The organism is Pleurocapsa minor HA4230-MV1, from assembly GCA_019359095.1.
Taxonomy (GTDB): domain Bacteria; phylum Cyanobacteriota; class Cyanobacteriia; order Cyanobacteriales; family Xenococcaceae; genus Waterburya; species Waterburya minor.
This window is the reverse complement of record JAHHHZ010000013.1, coordinates 381,947-400,821: the sequence shown is the minus strand read 5'-3', so window position 1 is coordinate 400,821 and position 18,875 is coordinate 381,947. Positions and strand designations below refer to the sequence as shown.

Here is an 18,875-nt window from a genome sequence, read left to right as displayed (position 1 = left end):
CCACTATTGAGATTAAATATCATTATTAAGGTTAAATTTAACTTTAGGTTAAGCAATTATTATCAGTTTAAAAATTTTGGCTATGGGTCAAACCTCTAGCGTTCAACAGACAACTAAATTTTTGAGTTATGCAGCATTCCTGGCGTCAAGTTTTTGGCATCTTGACTCGGCAACAGCTCAAAGTTTTGAACCTTTAACCCCAGAACCGATCGAACCTCAGCAGCCTCCGCCGTTGCCTCCCGCCGTCAATCCTTTTAAAACAATTCCGACTCCTCCTGTTCCTGAATCGGTGTTAGATATTCCAGGCACGATCGCAGTTGAACAGTTTGAGTTTGTCGGCAACACAGTATTTAGTCCAGCAGAATTAAATCAAGCGATCGCCAATTTTACCAAGGGGCCAATTTCTTTTGCTCAATTAGTCCAGGCAGCGAATCAGATTACCGAGCTTTATGTCAGTCGGGGATATATTACCACTGGAGCTTATATTCCTGAACAAAGTTTATCATCAGGCAAAGTTAAAATTCAGATTGTTGAAGGCAGTCTAGCCGCAATTGAGGTGAATGTTACAGGGAGACTAAAAGAAAGTTATGTGCGCGATCGCATCGCCCAAAGAACTACTACGCCTCTGAATATTAATCAACTACAATCAGCACTACAGTTACTTCAGCTTAATCCGCTGATCGAGAGTTTAAATGCAGAGCTTTCGGCAGGGATTACACCAGGAACTAATATTCTCACCGTATCAGTAAATAGCGCCGATACTTTTAGCCTCCAAGCTAAGCTCAATAATAATCGTAACTTGAGCGTTGGCACTTTTGAGCGAGGAATTCAACTGGAGGAAGCAAATCTGCTGGGGATTGGCGATCGCTTTCGTCTAACCTACGATAATACGGAAGGCAGCAACCAGTTTGGTGGTGGCTATACTTTACCTCTTAATACTCGCGATGGTTCTTTGGGGTTCAATTTTCGCTGGGGACAGAATGAAATTGTGCAGTCTTCTTTTGAAGATCTTGATATCGATATTGAATCCCGCAACTATGATTTGACTTGGCGACAACCTTTACTCCAAACAGCCACTCCTCAAGTGTCCCAAGAACTAGCTGTCAGCGTCACGGCAGCCAGAAGAGCCAGTGACAGCACAATTATGAACGATGCCGAACCCCTAAGTCCTGGTGCTAATGAAGAGGGGGAAATTCGTACTTCAGTGGTGAGCTTTGGTCAAGAATGGCTACAGCGTAATCGTCGTCAAGTAATTTCGGCTCGTTCGCAGTTTAATCTGGGGGTTGATGTTCTGGGTGCTACGATTCTGCCAGAAGAACCTGATAGTCAGTTTTTTAGCTGGCGGGGACAGTTTTCTTATTTGCGATCGCTCAGTCAACCCGATCGCGAATTTGGGGCGACGATGTTGTTACGTTCGGAATTACAGTTAGCTGCCGATCCTTTAATATCTACAGAACAATTTAGTTTAGGTGGAGCCACAACGGTTCGAGGTTATCGTCAAGATGCTTTACTTACTGACAGTGGGTTCTTGGCTAGTGCGGAATTTCGCCTGCCGATATTTTATTTTGAGTCTCTTGATGCTACCTTGCAGGTTGCCCCATTTATTGATTTTGGCACTGGTTGGAATCAGGATGATGAAGAGACAGAATTTAATACTTTAATCGGCACTGGATTCGGTTTACTATTACAAACACCAGAAAATTTTTCGGCGCGAGTTGACTGGGGGATTCCTTTAGTTAATCACGACGAGGAAGGTAGTTCTATACAGGAAAATGGAGTTTATCTACAGTTACAGTACAGTTTTTTTTAGCTCAATTTTCCTCATATTTACAGTTCAAATTAAATCAAGTTAAAACTAGTTAATGGTTCATAGTTAATGTTAAGTGATCGATCTTGGTTATGGCGTCGCCTCCTAACTGTCACGCTCTCGGCATGGTTGGCAGTAGCTGTTCATCTACCAGTGCAGTCTCAACCTAATGGACTAGGATTATCTTTACAGGCGCAACAGCTTTATCAGACAGGTCAATTAGCACCAGCAGCTATAGCTTGGCAAGAAGCAGCAGCAGCATTTGCGGCTCAGGGCGATCGCTTGGGCAAAACCAAAAGCTTAATTAACCAATCTCAGGTATTGCAAGATTTAGGGTTATATCCTCGTGCCTGTACTAGTTTACTCAAGGCTTTTAAACTAGAAGATACTCAATGTAATAGTGATGGAATAGAACAGCTAATTCAGACTTTAAAGCAACACAAAATTACTCTCGTTGAGGGTATCGGTTTGCGTAGCTTGAGTAATATTTTACAAAATAAAGGAATGCTAAGTTTGGCGCAAACAATCATCCAGCTTAGTGCCACAGCAACTCTTAACTCTTCAGAATCGGGGGCAACTCTTTTAGCACTGGGCAACATTCAACAGGCATTGGGAAATCAGGTACGCGATCGCTGGAACTATGAGCGCATCACCGAAATTATCGATCGCCAAGACTCGAAAAATGCCTTAAAGCCATATCTAGCTACATTTAAAACCTACGAACAGATTGCCCTTGAGCCACAAACGGAATTGCTCACCCAGACTCAGGCACAGCTAAATCATTTATCTCTCCTGATTGAACTGGAAGCTTGGTGGCAACAGCAAACACAAAGACGGATCCAATCATGGCAACGGCTCAACCAAAGTATGCTGGTTGAAATGGCAGAAAATTTTTTGGCTTTACTGACTACTGAACTAAAAAACAATCAAACCAAGTTAATTGCAGATATCGCTGCTAACTTACCACAGCTACCACAGACTCATCAGGGAATTTATGCTCAGATCAATTATGCTCAAAGCTTAACTCGCCTCCAGCAAACCACTACTGTCGAGTCCATCTTACAAACAGCACTGCAACAGGCACGACTGATCGAAGATCGACGGGGAGAGAGCTATGCGTTGGGATATTTGGGAGAGAATTATGGTCTAAAAGGAGACTTAAATCGAGCGATCGCTTTGACTAATCAGGCTTTAGCTGTGGCAGAAGCGCAAAATATTGCTGGTGATGCGCGTGAAATTAGTTATCTGTGGCAGTCCCAATTAGGGATGTTCTTAGAGCGCTCAGGTAGGAAAGAAGAGGCGATCGCCGCCTATACCCTAGCCTTTAACACTCTTCAGTCTTTGCGTACCGATCTAAATACTAATAATCAAGTAGTCCAATTTAACTTTCGCCAGTCAGTCAAGCCTGTCTACCTACGTTTGGCAAATTTACTTTTGTCAGATAATCTGCAAGCCTCTAAATCTCTAACCACAATTAACACTGTTAACTCTACTTCTTATACTTCTAACGACAACTTAGAACTAGCTCGTCAAGTAATCGAATCCCTCCAGCTTGCTGAATTAGATAATTTCTTTCAAGATCCTTGCTCCCCAACGGCTGATATTGCCGTAACCATTGATGATTTAGACCCTCAAGCAGCAGTCATTTATCCCATTATCTTAAGCGATCGCCTAGAGGTAATTCTCTCCATGGCAGGGAAACCTTTGAAGCGCTTTACCAGGAATATTTCGGCGACAGAAATTGATCGCACCCTCGACGCTTTATACGACAGTCTTTATAACCAAAGCATTAATAATTCGGCAGTCAATATTTTTAGCACTACTCCTCTTAACCCTCAAGAAGTAATTGCCAATACTCAAGCCTTATTACCCAATCTCCAAGAAATATATCGCTGGTTGATTGAACCTTTGGAAGGCGAATTAACCGCCAATCAAATCGAAACTCTGGTTTTTATCCTCAGTGGCAAATTACAAAATGTGCCGATGGCAGCACTCTATGACGGTAAGCAATATCTCTTAGAAAAGCATAGCGTTGCTTTAGCCCCTAGTTTACAATTACTCAACACCCAAGCAAAACCGAGGGATAAGCTCAAAGTATTAGCAGCAGGATTAAGCCAGCAAGTAGAAATTCAAGGAGAAATCTTCCCCGCATTAAACAATGTTCCTGAAGAATTGAAGCAAATTAAAACAGTTTTTCCGCGATCGCGACAGCTATTAGATCGAGAGTTTACCGCTAAAAATATTGCCCAGCAACTGCAAGCAGGATTTCCCATCATTCATTTAGCTACCCACGGAGTATTTAGCTCCGATCCGCAACAGACTTTTATTGTTACTGGCGATCGCCATCTGCTCGATCTTGAAGCTCTGAATACTTTGCTCAGTTCCAGCAACACCAGACCTGAGTTAATTGTGCTTAGTGCCTGCAATACGGCGACAGGAGATGAACGGGCTGTTTTAGGATTAGCAGGGGTAGCAGTACGTTCTGGCAGCAGTACCGTAGCATCTTTATGGTCAGTGGAAGATGATTCCACTAGTAAGTTGATGAGCCAGTTTTATCGTGAATTAGAAAATCCCACCACGAAAAAAGTTGTTGCTCTACAACAAGCCCAGTTATCTTTGATCGAATCTTTACGCGCCAATCCACCCCTGCCAGAACTCAAGCAGCTTCCTCCACATCCTTATTATTGGGCTGCTTATGTTTTGGTTGGCAACTGGCAGTAGCTATAAGCTATAAGTTTTTTGTTAAATAATCTTGAGCAATTTTGACAATTCTAACGGATGCTTGACCATCACCAAAAGGATTAATCGCCGTTGCCATTTGATTATAGAGATGGTCGTTTTCAAGTAATTCAGCGGTGGCATTAACTATGGTTTGAGGATCGGTGCCAATCAGCTTGGCTGTACCCGCTTGAACGGCTTCTGGTCTTTCTGTGGTTTCTCTCAGCACCAACACAGGTTTCCCTAAACTGGGGGCTTCTTCCTGTAATCCGCCCGAATCGGTTAACAACAAATGACAGCGAGCGATCGCACCAACCAGTTCGCTATAGTCTAATGGTTCTGTGAGAAATACTCTAGGGCGATCGCCAAGTGCTGCTTTAATTGGCTCTCGCACGGTAGGATTACGGTGTAGCGGCAGCAGTAAAGCTGTGTCGGGGAAACGATCCAAGATGGCATTAAATCCCTGCAAAATATCTGTCAGTGGTCTCCCCCAATTTTCGCGACGATGAACCGTAGCTAACAATACTCGATATTTTGACCAATCTAAATTAGCTATCTCACATTTGGGCTTATTCCCCGCTACGGTTAATAAAGTATCAATTACCGTATTACCTGTATGATGAATTTCGCCTGTCACCCCTGACTTTTGCAGATTTTTAACCGCTAGTTCCGTCGGTGCAAAATGCAGTTGAGCAATTTGTGAAATTAGGCGACGGTTTGCTTCTTCAGGATAAGGATTATATAAATTATCAGTACGCAAGCCTGCTTCAACATGAGCGATCGCAATCTGATGATAAAAAGCAGCCAGAGCAGCAGCAAAGGCAGTTGTGGTGTCGCCTTGAACAAAAATCAACTGTGGTTTAATCTGCGTAAAAATCTTACCCAAACCCTGTAAGCTATCACAGGTAATACTACTGAGGGTTTGCTGCGGTTTCATTATGCCTAAATCGAAATCTGCTTCGAGGTTAAATAGCTCCATCACCCGATCTACCATTTCTCGATGTTGCCCTGTCAGAATCACATGGGTTTTAATTTGAGTTAGATTAAGCTGTTCGATTACTGGAGCGAGCTTAATTGCCTCTGGGCGAGTTCCTAAAATTACTCCGACAGAAATTGGTTTAGTCATAATCCCTCAACGCAACAACATAACTGATCATGCTTTTTGACAGTAAAAAACCCAGTATACTCTGGGTTTCGGTTCGTATGAGCGATTAGGCTCCGCCTACGCTTTGCGATCGCTAATTATTGAGCGCATTTACTGTTGGGGATTTAGTTTTGCATTCAAGTAATCAACGACAGAATAGACATTAAACCAGTTAGTTTAATTTTTATGGTTGCAGATCAATTATTGATGAATCTCAACTTGGCAAGTTAATGGACACGAAGCGTACACAGGAATATTAATTAAATCTTTTTGTCCATGTAACCAGTTTAGCCAGCTTACCTCTTCAGGATTAACTCCTTTTAAAGCTAGAGCCGCAGCCCCAATGACTACCACTGCCACATTAAGACTAAAAATGCTGCCTGTCACCAGCAAAACGGCGCTAGCAGGTAGAACTGTTTGTAAAACAATAGTCGCTAAAAGACCGACTGTAACTATTAAAGCTCCCACGGGAAAACCTACTACTAGTAGACAGACCGTTAAGGTAAAACTCCAAATCAAGAAGCTTTTGATTAAACCAACGTAACTATTCTTTCGGGTAGTTTCCATAGTTTTGCAAATCCTTAAACATAAACAACAACGAAGCAAAAATCAGACTTTATTTCTTTTGAATAAACTAAGTATAAGAAAGTTCAATCAGAAAAATACATTTTGAAAATATATTTTTACATTTGGCAATACACAAACTTGACCATTAATCATCACTCGTTAATCTAATTTTTCTTTATTCTCATCGATCCCCATAGCTTCAAGGCAAATTTAGACTCTTTTAGCAAAAATAATTATTTTTACCATAATATCTTTGTTCTTATTTAATTTGGATCTTGAGCAAGGCTTGGGAAACAAATAAGTATTTATACTTAATTACTCTGAAAGCAAAAATTTAGCTTGCAGATTTTAAGACATTAATCAATTAAGAGTTAGTAAATAATATTTTTGTGAGGTAATTGTGAGGAAATAATATTAGCTATTAAGTAATGATAAGCATGACAATTTAAGTATCATTTTTAACAGTTCTAACAGTTTGAAAAAGCTCGATCAACCTAACAGATGGTAATTGAAATAACTAAGTAGGTGGGTGTAATTAAATTGGAAATAAGGTTAGGGAGTAACAAGTAACGAGTAACGAGTAATATGCGGAGCGGTGACGCGATATGCGGAGCGGTATCCTTTAGGACGAAGGAGCTAATCCTTTAGGAATCCTTTAGGACAAATAGCTCTAAGGGTAGGGGTTTGATCAATTATTTTGCCTACCTACTTAACTCAGTCTTAAAGTTGTTAAAAACTTGGAAGGGCTGGGCATACTAATCATATAAAAACAATAGTTCTCTAACACATAAATTAAATGAATCAAAAAGTAGATCAACAATCTCGACCACTGCCACCACCCCCACCATCCACTATTGGCAGAACTAGTAATTCATTACCTGTCGAAGTAAAAGCGGAAAATTCTGCTGTTAAAGCTCCAACATCAGCGTCAAACAACAAACCACAGAGAGCTTCTGGTCAACCCTCTTTGGCATATATCATTAAACAGGCATACGACAAAGGATACTCCGATGTTCATGTGGGAGTAGGAGAAGTCCCCAGAATGCGCGATCGCGGAGAAATGGCACTAACAGAGTATCCCAAAACCGATCGCCAAACTTTTATGAGTTGGCTACATGAGATTTTAAGCGATCGCGAAGTAGAACAGTTCAAGCGAGAACTAGAATTTGATGGTGCAACTCAGTACGAGTTTGCTAGGGTCAGGATCAACGTGTTTGACACTCTGCTAGGCCCTGCCTTAGTAATGCGTCTGATTCCCCTCAAAATCTTGACCATGGACGACTTGGGTTTACCCCCAGTTTTTCGGGATATTTCTGACGAACATAAAGGTTTAATCTTAGTTACGGGGCCGACGGGTTCAGGTAAATCGACCACTATGGCAGCGATGGTAGACTACATCAACACCGAACATGCCAAGCATATTATTACCATTGAAGATCCGATTGAATTTGTCCATCGGAGTAAACGCTCTTTAATTAAACAACGAGAAGTTGGCATCAATACTCACAAATTCGATCATGCCCTCAAAGCAGCATTGCGGGAAGATCCTGATATTATCTTGATTGGGGAAATGCGCGATCGCGAAACGGTCAATACGGCCCTCAAAGCAGCCCAAACAGGTCACTTGGTCATGGGAACGTTACATACCAACAGTGCGGTTAAAACTATTGAAAGGATTTTGACTCTCTACACTGCCGAAGAACAGGATGCGATGCGCGTGGCAATTTCCGAGTCCCTAGTAGCTGTCATCTCTCAAGGATTATGTCGCACCACAGATGGTAAACGAGCTGCGTATCATGACATCATGGTTAATACAGAAACCGTCAAAGAATATATTAAACAGGGTAAGTATGATGAGATTCAGAATCTGATGTTGGATGGAGAATATGACGGAATGATTACTACCAATCAAGCTCTCTTCAGTCTTTACGAAGAAGGCAGAATTACCGAGGAAGTAGCCATGGAAATGTCTCCGACAGCCAATGAAATGGCGATGATGCTCAGAGGTAGAATCTAAATACACAGAACATTTAGCATGTTAAAGTGTTCATGCATCCATATTTATTACCCACAGGAATAGATATACTTTAAAAGTATTACTATTAACTAGTCAGCAGTTGTTAAACTGTCGGGTTTGAGATCATGATCGGCAATAGATGATAAATGTTCTGCCTCAAGTATTTAAAGGTATAGCCTTGTTTACACCAGGGGGAGATTTGATTTATGGCATCAATTCGAGTAAACAAACTCAATGGCATGTTCATTTATGTCATGAATTACAAAAGATGCTCAATTTAGCTGATTCACCTCATTTTCTCGTACCTGGATATACAGCCACAGTAGAGCGTTGGTTAGACCCTACAACTCATCAGCTACAGACTATTGCCGAAGTTTACCCCGCAGTACAGCAATATATCCCTTTATTGCAAGCATTATTTAAACTCGATGCCAAAACTGAATGGCAAATTGCTCCTTGGCAAGAAGAGCATTGTCATCGGGCAGTAATTGAGACTTATAAACCCCATTTTCCGCAACTTTGGCAGCGACAAGATTTAGTTATTCGTCTTGACCCTAAACAATCAACTAAATTGCCTTCTAAAGACTCTGGGATAATTCAAGATCACATCAGAACAACTGTAATCAAGAGCGAAGGATACAATCTACGCCTGTTTATTTCCAGTCAGAATGATAGTGCCGAAAAAACCTTAAGTAATCTTCATCAGCTATTAGAAGAAAGATTGACTAATCCCTACACCTTAAAAGTGATTGATGTTGCTAAAAACCCCGAACAAGCGATAATACACCGAGTTATAACCACCCCGACTTTAATTCGAGTCTCTCCTGGGCCTGTCAAACGTATTGTGGGACAGCTTGACGATATCTCTAGAGTCTTACAGATTATTTCGAGTTTTCATTAGGCTAAGGTTTCTGGACAGTAACCTAGTCCAATGGTAAATTGTTGACGAAAAGCTTCAATATCTTTGGTATCTGGCACACCATAAGAAACCACTGCTACTTGATAACGGCGCATAACTTCCACAGGAGATTGACCAGTTTCTAAACTCCAGAAGACCATTTTGAGTCGCATTTCTGGTTCATAGACAATGCCCAACTCTGACATAAAGGCGCAAAGATTACCGTGTAATCTTGGTTCTAGAGCTTGGGGGAAGTGTATTTTGACAATCCAGCCATCAATTTGATGAATTACGGTGAGAGAAGCATTGGTCGTATGCTCCATATTGCGGAGATACTCGATTGTTCTTAAGGTCACGCTGGCATTGGCCAGGAAATACAGATAGTCCATAAATCATGTTTTTACAGAAGCGTATTTATAGTCTGACAATAAATGTGTCGATCGCGCTTGGGGAAAAGCACCCGATCTTTTAAATTTGCTATAGGGGATATTACCCAAATACGATCGTGTAAATTGAACTTATAACTTAGGATGGATCAAGATTTTTTGCTTTCTAGCTACACTTACCAATTGCCTCAAGAGCTGATAGCCCAGTCTCCTGCCGAGCCGCGAGATAGCTCTCGTCTACTGATCGTAAATTCACGGCGAGAGCCTACCCACTCAACTTTTCGGGACTTGCCCAATTGGTTAAAACCAGGTGACTTGCTCGTCCTGAACAATACCCGCGTTATTCCTGCTCGTCTTTATGGTCATAAAACTACGGGTTCTCAGCTAGAAATTTTGCTGATTGAAGAGCGAGCGTCTAACTGTTGGCTGGCTCTAGTCAAACCTGGCAAGCGTTTTACGATTGGAGCAACCATCAACTTTGATGCTCTGGGTAATCCCGACTCAAACAATAATCCACTCCAGGCTACAGTGATCGGCAAAGATGAAGCCACAGGGGGGAGAATCTTGCAGTTTGAGCTAGCTCCAGGTCAGTCTCTCTGGCAGCTATTGGATGATTATGGACAGCTTCCTTTGCCCCCCTATATTACGGATAGTGATGCTCCTGACGAGCGATATCAGACTGTATATGCCAATCAACCAGGAGCGATCGCAGCACCCACCGCAGGTTTACACTTTACCCCCGAATTATTAGCTCAACTAGAGCGCCAGGGGATTGAACAGACTCAAATTACGCTTCATGTGGGAATTGGCACTTTTCGTCCTGTAGAAACAGAGCAAATTAAGAATCATGCCATGCACCAAGAATGGATTGAAGTCAGTGCAGAAACCGTAGCCAAGATTAAAGCCACGAAAGCCAGAGGAGGTCGAGTCATTGCCGTGGGGACAACTGCCACCAGAGCCTTAGAAGGAGCAGCTAGAGAAGCCAAATCAGACTCGATCGAGCCTTTTCGCGGTAAGACTAATTTGTTTATCTATCCAGGCTATCAGTGGCAAGTAGTAGATGGCTTAATCACTAATTTTCATTTACCAGGTTCTAGCTTGTTAATGCTGGTGAGTGCCATGATTGGTCGAGAGCAGTTGTTGAGTCTTTACCAACAAGCGATCGCTCTTGAATATCGTTTTTATTCCTTTGGCGATGCCATGCTAATTTTGCCTCAAGCCAGGTGATTACAAAAGATAATCATCACTGTTCATTGCTCACTATAATTTCTGTTAGCGGAATCGAAATTGAAACAGCAGTACCTTGACCTATTCCAGGACTTTCTAAGGAGATCGTACCCTGCATTAAATCCATCAGATTACGCGAAATGGCTAACCCAAGACCTGTCCCACCAAACTTTCTGGTGGTTGAACCATCGACCATGACAAAGGGATTAAAGAGTTTATGCTGTTGGCTGGGGTCAATCCCGATGCCTGTATCTTCGATTTTAACTACAACGTATTGATTTGGCTCTTGCTGCTGTGTTTCGGGATAACTATCGGCTGTAGAAGAATTTGTAGAAGAATTTGGCGAATTATATTCTTCAGTAATTTGTGCTTTTGCAGCCAGGGCAATATTATCGCTTGAAGCTTCAATATCTCTCTGGTAGTCTGCTTTTGAAGCCAGAGAATATTGATAATTATCAAATTCTCGATCGCTTGTCAGTAGTTGAGTCGTAATTGTAATCGTGATTGTACCAAAATCAGTGAATTTAACCGCATTACTAACTATGTTAATTAGCACCTGCTTGAGTTTTGCAGCATCTGCCAGGACATAAAGTTTTTTTCCCCAAACTGGCATTTTTAAATGCAAGTTTTTCTGCTGGATAGAAACCAGATGGAGATCGACTACTTCATTCAGCACTCTATTTAAATTAACGGGTTCAATCCTGAGCGAAAGTTTTCCCGCCTCAATCTTGGAGATATCCAGTACATCATTAATAATTCCTAAAAGATGAATTGCTGCATCGTCTGCCTGCTGAAGAAATTCTCGTTCTTCTTCTTTGCTATCGCAATAACCGTCTTGAACTACCCGAATACAGTTAATGATGCCATTTAGAGGAGTTCTCAGCTCGTGAGAAGTGGTGGCTAAAAATTCGCTTTTCAACTGGTTAGCTGTCTGGGCTTGCTTCCAAGCCGTAATAATTTCATCTCCCCAAGCCCTTAAGCGACCCACCATATCATTGAGGGAGAGAGAAAGCTGATTAAATTCGCGGATTTTAAAATTTTCTGGCAGGCGATCGACATGAGAATTTAGGTGTTGATCCTTCAAGGAATAATCTCTAATTTGTTCTAAAGGACGAGCCAATTCACGGGACAAATAGAGCGTAGCCAGAGAACAGGCAGCGATCAAACCTAAAGTCATGCCCACAAGAGCTTGCTGAATGTCCTTGAGGGGTTCTAAGGCAGCATCTAGGGGACTGACCGCGAGAATAATCCATTTTTCTCCTTTATTGCTGGTAATAGGAGAAGGAATAGAACTATATCCAGTAACTAATTCGACTCCATCAGTCTCCAAATAAAATAAATGCAGAAAATCTGGCTTATTGGCGATCGCATTTTGCATTAATTCCGTCAACCTTTGAGCATCGGACATTTGCTTGACGTTGCGTCCCACTCGCTGTTCAAAAGGATGGGCGAGAATTGTGCCGTCTTGATCGATTACTACGGGATAGCCTTCTAATGAACCTGGCTCAACGATTTCTTGAGCAAGAATAGCAGACTTGATACTTAAGGCGTAGCGCAGATTACCTTGGCGATCGTAGATAGGGGCAGTCAACCACAATTTTAATTGACGACCTGAAGGATTTTCACTGGCTTCGGCAGAATTTCGTAACAAAGATGCGGTAGAGGAAAGTAATTTGACATCCACTTGAGACGCAGTGGTAAAAACTCGCTGTTTTTTCTTCCAGGTATTATTTTCTAGCTCAACTGGCTCTTTACAGGTAGAAGAAGTGATAGCATTAGTTTCGAGATCGGTAATCTGAGCGCAGAGAATGCCTATTGGCAAGACTTCTTCTAGTTGAGCAATTAGTAACTCTCCATTTAAAATATCTGAGCGAGCAATTGCTGCATCGCTGGCACTCGCCAGGTTATTTTGTAAAGCTTCAATCGAATGTTGAATTGTTTCTCCCTTTCTCACGGCACTTTCGGTTAAATTCTGTCTAGCAGTCTCCAAAAAAGCCGAACGAGCCTTTCTATAAGTGACATATACGCCAATTAGCAAGACGGGAACACTGACTAACAGAATGCGCGAGAGTAAAATTCGTCGAAAAGAAGATTGACTAGGTGCCATAAGAAAAGACTTAGCCTCACGCTTAAACTAGATCTCTACTGTTGTATTTTAATGATATCCACTCCAACACCATTTGCCAGATCCATTTTCTGAGGAAGTAACAATTCTAACTTGATTGATGAAAAATCGATTACATACCACTGTTATTCTAGCGATGACTGCCGATGGCAAAATTGCCGACTATCAGAGTTCGGCTGCCCGTTTTGGTTCTATTAACGATCGCACTCACCTCGAACAACAGGTATCTTTAGCAGATGCAGTTTTGTTTGGGGCAGGTACATTAAGAGCTTATGGTAGTACCATGTCGGTTTCTAATCCGCTGCTGTTGCAAGAGAGAAAAGCGCGATCGCAATCACCTCAACCTGTACAAATCGTCGTCTCTGCATCAGGGAATTTGGATTCTCAATGGCGCTTTTTTCAACAACCCATCCCGCGATGGTTGATCACTCTTCCTGGTAATGATGGCAAATGGCAAAGCAGAACAGAATTTGAGCGTATTTTAATTGCTCCAGAAAATAACTCGATCATTAATTGGACAAGGACTTTTCAGCAGCTAGCCGAATTAGATTTAAACAAGCTGGCTATCTTGGGTGGCGGGGAACTAGTAGCATCATTATTAGCAGAAAATTTAATCGATGAACTGTGGTTAACCGTTTGTCCCATAATTTTTGGCGGTCAGTCTGCCCCGACTCCTGTGGCGGGAAAAGGATTTATCCATTCTCAAGGCAAAAAACTCCAGCTACTAGAAGTCAAGTACATAGAACAAGAATTATTTCTACATTACTTAGTAATCAGTAATCAGTAACCAACAGTAGGGTGGGCAAGATTTAGATCTAAAAATGCTTTATTAATCAGTTGATTTTGCCCACCATATTCCACTTAACCAGTAACCATTTTAAGTATGCAATCCGAAGCTCATCCTATTCGTTTTAATTCAAAATACTCTAAGGCTCGTCACAATTTTCTCACTGCTGCTTCAGGACAAGCCACCTTAATCAAATCTTGGCAGCATCCCCTAAGAGGCATAGCAGGGGAAAAGCTATATTTAGATCTGGCTTGGTTTGGCGATCTTGCTGCTAAAAAAGTATTACTTTTAATCTCTGGAACTCATGGAGTAGAAGGATATTGCGGTTCAGGAATTCAAGTCGGTTCAATTAGAACAGGGTGGCATCTCCAAGCAGATAGCAATGTTGCTATTGTGATGATTCATGGCTTAAATCCTTATGGGATGAGTCATTTAAGACGAGTCAATGAAGATGGAGTCGATCTTAACCGCAATTTTCTTGATTTTCAGCAACCATTACCCACAAATACTTTTTATGCTGATTTAGCAAATGTAATTGTCCCCGAAAATTGGACGGTAGAAACTCAGATGGAAACTTTAGACCAAATCACTGAGTATTTAGCCAACAAACCATCAGCGGTAGCCGACTTAGCTAAAGGGCAATATCAATACTGGTATGCACCTTTTTATGGCGGGGAAGTTCCTAGCTGGTCAAATCGAGTATTTAATCAAATTAGCGATCGCTATCTCCTCGACAAACAAGCAGTCGGTCTACTGGATTATCATACGGGTTTAGGACAACACGCTACAGGGCAGCTAATGAGTCTGCCGGTTAATTCTGAAGCCAAATACAATTTAGCCTCGGAAATTTGGGGGGATAAATTAGTTGTGACAGGTTCTGCTGAGTCTGTGGCTGTCTATTCTCCTCAAGGAACTTTGATTGCTGCCTTGCAAGCTAAATTAGCAACCTCTAACTGCATTGCTGCTGCTTATGAATTTGGCACAATATACGAAACTGAAGTATTTCATGCTCTAAGAGCCGATCATTGGTTACATACTCATGGTGATTTAGATACAAGACAAGCAGTCGAAATTAAACAAAATATGTTGGATGCCTTTTATGGCGTTCTCCCTCAATGGCAACAATCAGTTTGTAACCTCGCATTTACCGCTCAAGAGGAGTTATTGAGCGGATTGCGATCGCTATAAAGCTAAATACTCTATCTACTTACTTCTTTGCCTTGTTTTAGCCCCAAATACGATTGATTATTGTTAAATAGATGGGAATACCAACAATAATATTAAAGGGGAAGGTTAATGCCAAAGCCATGGAAATATATAGACTAGGATTGGCTTCTGGTATGGTCATTCGCATTGCAGCAGGAACAGCAATATAGGAGGCGCTAGCGCACAATACGGAAAATAGAAGCGCATTGCCTGGAGACATGCCAATTATTTTGGCCAGAAAAATACCAATGAGAGCATTAATGACAGGCATGAAAACTGAAAATCCAATTATAAACGAACCGCTTTTTTTTAAATCGTCTATTCTTTTTGCTGCTACTATTCCCATGTCTAACAAAAAGAAAGTCAGCATACCGTAGAATATATCACCAGTAAAAACTTCCAGTCTTTCCCAGCCATTTTCACTAGTAATCATCCCCACCAAGAGGCTACCCAATAGTAAAAAAACTGAACCATTGAGAAAGGCTTCCCGTAACACTTCTGACCAAGAAAATTCTTTTACTGCTTCATGATCTTGATTGTCCCCTGAAGAGTGAGCAAACAACCTAGCTAAAATTAGACCTACAATGATCGCAGGAGATTCCATTAAGGCTAAAGCTGCCACCATATGTCCTCCATAGGCAACGGGAGGTACTTGTTGCTCAAGAAAAGAACTAGCCGTTACAAAAGTTACCGCACTAATTGAACCATAGGTAGCAGCGATCGCTGCTGCATTATAGACATCTAATTTGAGCCTGAGAATAAAGAAAGAATAAATCGGCACCACAGCAGCCAAAAATATTGCAGTCAAAAGGGTAATGGCAATTTCACTATTAATTCCGCTTTCATGAATTTCATGCCCTCCTTTAAATCCGATCGCAAACAGTAAATAAAGTGAAAATAGTTTGGGTAAGGGATGGGGGATATCTAAATCGGACTTGAGAAAAACCGCCATCAGACCAATGAAGAAGAATAAGACAGGCGGATTTAAGATATTAGAGAGAATTAAACTAGAGTCCATGTTTTAACTTACAGTTACAATCTAATTTAACTTTGCAATCAATTAGCTAATTTAAAACGGAAGAAAAGTAAAATTTTTTATTTTTGCTTTAGGTTTTGGATAGTGGTAGAAGAAGGCTTTATCCTTGCTACTGAAATATTTAAGATTCAAGACCCAACAATTTTCTATTTAAACCATTACGCATTAACTAGTGCTAACAATTTAATCTTTAATCTTTACCTGAAACTGATTTTAATCGAGATTTTACTTAAACAAAATTAAATATTCATTAGTATTGGTAACTATTATTAGTAATAATACTCATTGGCTAAAATATTTACTTAGATGACTAAGTGTAAATCTGGTATTTTTTGAAAATTCATTAAATTAAAATAGTATAAATGCTGTTGTTTAATAAGTCCTGTGAATAATAAGCTGTAATTGTTTCTGAAATAAACTAATTTATATCAAGTAGATTATTAATTTTTAGATAATAAATTATCTCTATTTAGGGACTAAATTTAATGGCAGCTTGCATTGACAAAAATATCAAATTAGATAGTTTATATCTATTTCAAGAATATCAAAAAGAGCATAGTACCAAAGTAAGAAATAAAATCGTGGAGTTAAACTTTGGTCTAGTAAAAAAAGAGTCTTATCATTGGGTGAATCAATGTAATGAAAGCTTTGAAGATTTATTACAAGTTGGTTCAATTGGTTTAATTAGAGCAATTGAGCGTTTTGATGTTGAGAAAGGCAATGCTTTTAGTTCTTTTGCTATTCCCTATATTAGAGGAGAAATTCAGCACTATCTTCGGGATAAAAGTACTACCTTAAGAATTCCGCGTCGCTGGTTAGAACTAAAGCAAAAATCAGTTACTTTTGTGCATAGTTTTCGAGAAGAGTATCATCGACAACCTACTAATTTAGATATTGCTAAACATTTAGAAGTATCTATTAAAGAATGGCAAGATATTCAACTAGCCTATCAAAATCGTAAGCCACTAAGCTTAGATATCTCTGTCAATAATGATTTAGATAATCAGACTAGCCTTTGCGATTTAGTTTCCGATCCTAAGCATCGTAGTTTCCATCTAGTCTACGAAGATCGAGTACGTTTGCAGCAAGCTTTGGAAGAGTTAGAAGAGCGTACGAGAGATGTTTTAGAGTTTGTTTTTTTACACGATCTAACTCAAAAAGAAACCGCACAAATGTTAAATATTAGTGTCGTGACAGTCTCGCGTCAGCTTAAAAAGGGATTAAATTTACTAAAAAAATCAATGGCATCAGAAAAAATATAGTTTGTACTCTCTGGCTGATCTTCAAGTCAACTGTTATCTTAGAGTCTCAATCTTTTGCTTATAGATTAAATTGGGTAATCTTAATAGATACTTAATGATTATTATTATGAATAAAGTTGTATTGTTGACATTAATCGGAACTTTGGCTTTGACAACTCAAAGCTGTTCTTTTTTCTCTAGTATGGCTGATTCTCAAAAAGTGCTAGAAGAAAATACTCCTAAATCAAATCCTGTAGAGACTGATACTACTAAAGCTCAACTACAGGCAGAAGAAGATTTTGCTGATTTAGAACTAGAACAGTCAGAGAAAGAATCTTTACCAGAAATTGCTGGCTTAATTCCTGCAACAGATCCTGAAGTTAGAGTTAGAAGTATTATTCGTGGTAGAAATGATCCTTTTTCCGTTGTAGCTCTTAATCCTCGAATTAAAATTAAAGAAGAAGCGAAGCAGCCTAAAAAAGAGGTGGCGAAGCAGCCAAGCGCAAATCGTGATAACTACACAAGTAACTTACAGAATCAAGGAGATAGTAACGATACTAATCCAATTTCAGCCCCACTAGAAATCATTGAACCAACTATAGCAAATAATGTCGTGATTTCAGGGCTGTATGAAGCCAAGGGGAAAATAAGGCTAATTGTTAAAGCACCAGATGAAGAGACCAGTCGCTATGTCGAAGTAGGACAATATTTATCTAATGGTCAAGTATTGATCAAAAGAATCGATCGCAATCGTTACTCTAGCCCCAAAGTCATTCTAGAGCAATCAGGAATTGAAGTAGCGAAAACTATTGGTGAAGATTTGACTAATGATAATAACCTTAGTTCTTTACCTACAACACCAAGTTACGATTGGGGAACTGCTATTTCTTTAAAGTAAAGCTAATAGAGTCAAAAACAATTAAATAATTAAATATTAGTCAATAACTAAAAAAAGTTTAAACGATCGCCAAAATTAAAATATAGCTGCGATCGTTTTTTCTGTTAAAAAATATTCAGCCGAATAAGTCGATAAAATATAAGTAGCTGGATTAAAATTGTTGATCTGAGTTAAAAGATTATGAGTAAAAAAGCAGAATTATTAGAGGCGATCGCGGGTAAAAATCGTGGTTTGCTGGCAACCGAAATTGATAATGCCAGAGTTCTCTCGGCAATTCAACAGCTAGAAGATACTAATCCGACACAGAAGCCTTTAGAGGCTAAGGATTTACTCAATGGTGACTGGCGTTTGCTCTATACCACCAGCAAGGGGATTCTTGGTTTAGATCGCTTTCCCCTGTTTAAGCTAGGTCAAATCTATCAATGCATTCGAGTATCAGAAGCCAAGGTATATAATATTGCTGAGATTATCGGCTTACCGATGTTAGAAGGTTTGGTTAGCGTCGCTGCTAGTTTTGACCCAGTTTCAGATCGCCGAGTTAATGTTATTTTTGAACGCTCGATTATTGGTTTACAAAGGTTGTTTAGCTATAAAACTCCTGCCAAACTGATTCAACAGATCGAGTCGGGTAAGAAATTTTTGCCCATCGACTTTAAAATTGAGCGCGGTGAACAACAAGGCTGGTTGGAAATTACCTATTTAGATCGGGATATGCGCATTAGTCGAGGCAATGAAGGTAACGTTTTTGTCTTAACCAAAGAGACTTTTTAATTTAAGTGAAGAAACAGAAGGGAGTAAAAAATGTTTCTTAGTGAACT

Annotated in this window: 15 protein-coding genes; 10 read left to right on the top strand and 5 right to left on the bottom strand. The window is 40.2% G+C overall.

Annotation, left to right across the window (positions count from 1 at the left end; genetic code table 11):
- Positions 1 to 82 precede the first annotated feature (82 nt).
- Complete coding sequence (locus tag KME09_06700) at positions 83 to 1,810, top strand: ShlB/FhaC/HecB family hemolysin secretion/activation protein (protein ID MBW4533612.1); 1,728 nt, start codon at positions 83 to 85, stop codon at positions 1,808 to 1,810.
- A 66-nt stretch (positions 1,811 to 1,876) separates the two neighbouring features.
- A complete protein-coding gene (locus KME09_06695; protein ID MBW4533611.1) occupies positions 1,877 to 4,528 on the top strand; it encodes a CHAT domain-containing protein in 2,652 nt (883 codons plus the stop codon).
- Between the two features lie 7 nt (positions 4,529 to 4,535).
- On the opposite strand, the gene wecB is transcribed toward KME09_06695, so the two are convergent.
- Positions 4,536 to 5,651, bottom strand: a complete 1,116-nt coding sequence (gene wecB, locus KME09_06690) for a UDP-N-acetylglucosamine 2-epimerase (non-hydrolyzing) (GenBank protein ID MBW4533610.1) — start codon at positions 5,649 to 5,651, stop codon at positions 4,536 to 4,538.
- Positions 5,652 to 5,870: 219 nt separating this feature from the next.
- Positions 5,871 to 6,236, bottom strand: a complete 366-nt coding sequence (locus tag KME09_06685) for a hypothetical protein (protein ID MBW4533609.1) — start codon at positions 6,234 to 6,236, stop codon at positions 5,871 to 5,873.
- 796 nt (positions 6,237 to 7,032) lie between these two features.
- On the opposite strand from KME09_06685, the gene KME09_06680 reads away from it, so the two are divergent.
- Positions 7,033 to 8,253, top strand: coding sequence for a type IV pilus twitching motility protein PilT (locus tag KME09_06680; GenBank protein ID MBW4533608.1), 1,221 nt, complete (start codon positions 7,033 to 7,035; stop codon positions 8,251 to 8,253).
- A gap of 139 nt (positions 8,254 to 8,392) precedes the next feature.
- Complete coding sequence (locus tag KME09_06675; GenBank protein ID MBW4533607.1) at positions 8,393 to 9,154, top strand: circadian clock KaiB family protein; 762 nt, start codon at positions 8,393 to 8,395, stop codon at positions 9,152 to 9,154.
- Here KME09_06675 and KME09_06670 read toward each other — a convergent pair.
- The gene (locus KME09_06670) at positions 9,151 to 9,540 is read right to left on the bottom strand and encodes a hypothetical protein (protein MBW4533606.1); all 390 of its coding nucleotides are present in this window, start codon (positions 9,538 to 9,540) and stop codon (positions 9,151 to 9,153) included. The two genes, KME09_06675 and KME09_06670, sit on opposite strands and share 4 nt — an antisense overlap.
- Before the next feature lie 141 nt (positions 9,541 to 9,681).
- On the opposite strand from KME09_06670, the gene queA reads away from it, so the two are divergent.
- Positions 9,682 to 10,764 carry a tRNA preQ1(34) S-adenosylmethionine ribosyltransferase-isomerase QueA gene (gene queA, locus KME09_06665; protein ID MBW4533605.1) on the top strand — a complete coding sequence of 361 codons (1,083 nt, stop codon included), beginning with the start codon at positions 9,682 to 9,684 and terminating at the stop codon, positions 10,762 to 10,764.
- Between the two features lie 16 nt (positions 10,765 to 10,780).
- On the opposite strand, the gene KME09_06660 is transcribed toward queA, so the two are convergent.
- Positions 10,781 to 12,871, bottom strand: coding sequence for a cache domain-containing protein (locus KME09_06660; protein ID MBW4533604.1), 2,091 nt, complete (start codon positions 12,869 to 12,871; stop codon positions 10,781 to 10,783).
- 118 nt (positions 12,872 to 12,989) lie between these two features.
- On the opposite strand from KME09_06660, the gene KME09_06655 reads away from it, so the two are divergent.
- Both KME09_06655 and KME09_06650 read left to right on the top strand, forming a co-directional pair.
- Positions 12,990 to 13,676, top strand: coding sequence for a RibD family protein (locus KME09_06655; protein MBW4533603.1), 687 nt, complete (start codon positions 12,990 to 12,992; stop codon positions 13,674 to 13,676).
- Between the two features lie 96 nt (positions 13,677 to 13,772).
- Positions 13,773 to 14,864 carry a M14 family metallopeptidase gene (locus tag KME09_06650; GenBank protein MBW4533602.1) on the top strand — a complete coding sequence of 364 codons (1,092 nt, stop codon included), beginning with the start codon at positions 13,773 to 13,775 and terminating at the stop codon, positions 14,862 to 14,864.
- Between the two features lie 37 nt (positions 14,865 to 14,901).
- Here the strand turns inward: KME09_06650 and KME09_06645 are convergent, their stop codons facing one another.
- On the bottom strand, positions 14,902 to 15,900 hold the full coding sequence (locus tag KME09_06645) for a sodium-dependent bicarbonate transport family permease (protein MBW4533601.1): 999 nt from the start codon (positions 15,898 to 15,900) through the stop codon (positions 14,902 to 14,904).
- A 503-nt stretch (positions 15,901 to 16,403) separates the two neighbouring features.
- Here KME09_06645 and KME09_06640 point away from each other — a divergent pair.
- The 3 genes from KME09_06640 to KME09_06630 all read left to right on the top strand — a co-directional run bounded on the left by KME09_06640 (position 16,404) and on the right by KME09_06630 (position 18,828).
- Complete coding sequence (locus KME09_06640) at positions 16,404 to 17,180, top strand: RNA polymerase sigma factor SigF (GenBank protein MBW4533600.1); 777 nt, start codon at positions 16,404 to 16,406, stop codon at positions 17,178 to 17,180.
- A gap of 106 nt (positions 17,181 to 17,286) precedes the next feature.
- Entirely contained in the window at positions 17,287 to 18,057 is a 771-nt protein-coding gene (locus tag KME09_06635) for a hypothetical protein (GenBank protein ID MBW4533599.1), read from the top strand.
- Positions 18,058 to 18,237: 180 nt separating this feature from the next.
- Positions 18,238 to 18,828 carry a PAP/fibrillin family protein gene (locus KME09_06630; GenBank protein MBW4533598.1) on the top strand — a complete coding sequence of 197 codons (591 nt, stop codon included), beginning with the start codon at positions 18,238 to 18,240 and terminating at the stop codon, positions 18,826 to 18,828.
- The last annotated feature ends 47 nt before the right edge of the window (positions 18,829 to 18,875 follow it).

Bases quoted from the DNA above. Each gene is read 5' to 3' on its own strand.
- KME09_06700 (MBW4533612.1), top strand. From the start codon at position 83: ATGGGTCAAACCTCTAGCGTTCAACAGACAACTAAATTTTTGAGTTAT.
- KME09_06695 (MBW4533611.1), top strand. From the start codon at position 1,877: ATGTTAAGTGATCGATCTTGGTTATGGCGTCGCCTCCTAACTGTCACG.
- wecB (MBW4533610.1), bottom strand. From the start codon at position 5,651: ATGACTAAACCAATTTCTGTCGGAGTAATTTTAGGAACTCGCCCAGAG.
- KME09_06685 (MBW4533609.1), bottom strand. From the start codon at position 6,236: ATGGAAACTACCCGAAAGAATAGTTACGTTGGTTTAATCAAAAGCTTC.
- KME09_06680 (MBW4533608.1), top strand. From the start codon at position 7,033: ATGAATCAAAAAGTAGATCAACAATCTCGACCACTGCCACCACCCCCA.
- KME09_06675 (MBW4533607.1), top strand. From the start codon at position 8,393: ATGATAAATGTTCTGCCTCAAGTATTTAAAGGTATAGCCTTGTTTACA.
- KME09_06670 (MBW4533606.1), bottom strand. From the start codon at position 9,540: ATGGACTATCTGTATTTCCTGGCCAATGCCAGCGTGACCTTAAGAACA.
- queA (MBW4533605.1), top strand. From the start codon at position 9,682: ATGGATCAAGATTTTTTGCTTTCTAGCTACACTTACCAATTGCCTCAA.
- KME09_06660 (MBW4533604.1), bottom strand. From the start codon at position 12,871: ATGGCACCTAGTCAATCTTCTTTTCGACGAATTTTACTCTCGCGCATT.
- KME09_06655 (MBW4533603.1), top strand. From the start codon at position 12,990: ATGAAAAATCGATTACATACCACTGTTATTCTAGCGATGACTGCCGAT.
- KME09_06650 (MBW4533602.1), top strand. From the start codon at position 13,773: ATGCAATCCGAAGCTCATCCTATTCGTTTTAATTCAAAATACTCTAAG.
- KME09_06645 (MBW4533601.1), bottom strand. From the start codon at position 15,900: ATGGACTCTAGTTTAATTCTCTCTAATATCTTAAATCCGCCTGTCTTA.
- KME09_06640 (MBW4533600.1), top strand. From the start codon at position 16,404: ATGGCAGCTTGCATTGACAAAAATATCAAATTAGATAGTTTATATCTA.
- KME09_06635 (MBW4533599.1), top strand. From the start codon at position 17,287: ATGAATAAAGTTGTATTGTTGACATTAATCGGAACTTTGGCTTTGACA.
- KME09_06630 (MBW4533598.1), top strand. From the start codon at position 18,238: ATGAGTAAAAAAGCAGAATTATTAGAGGCGATCGCGGGTAAAAATCGT.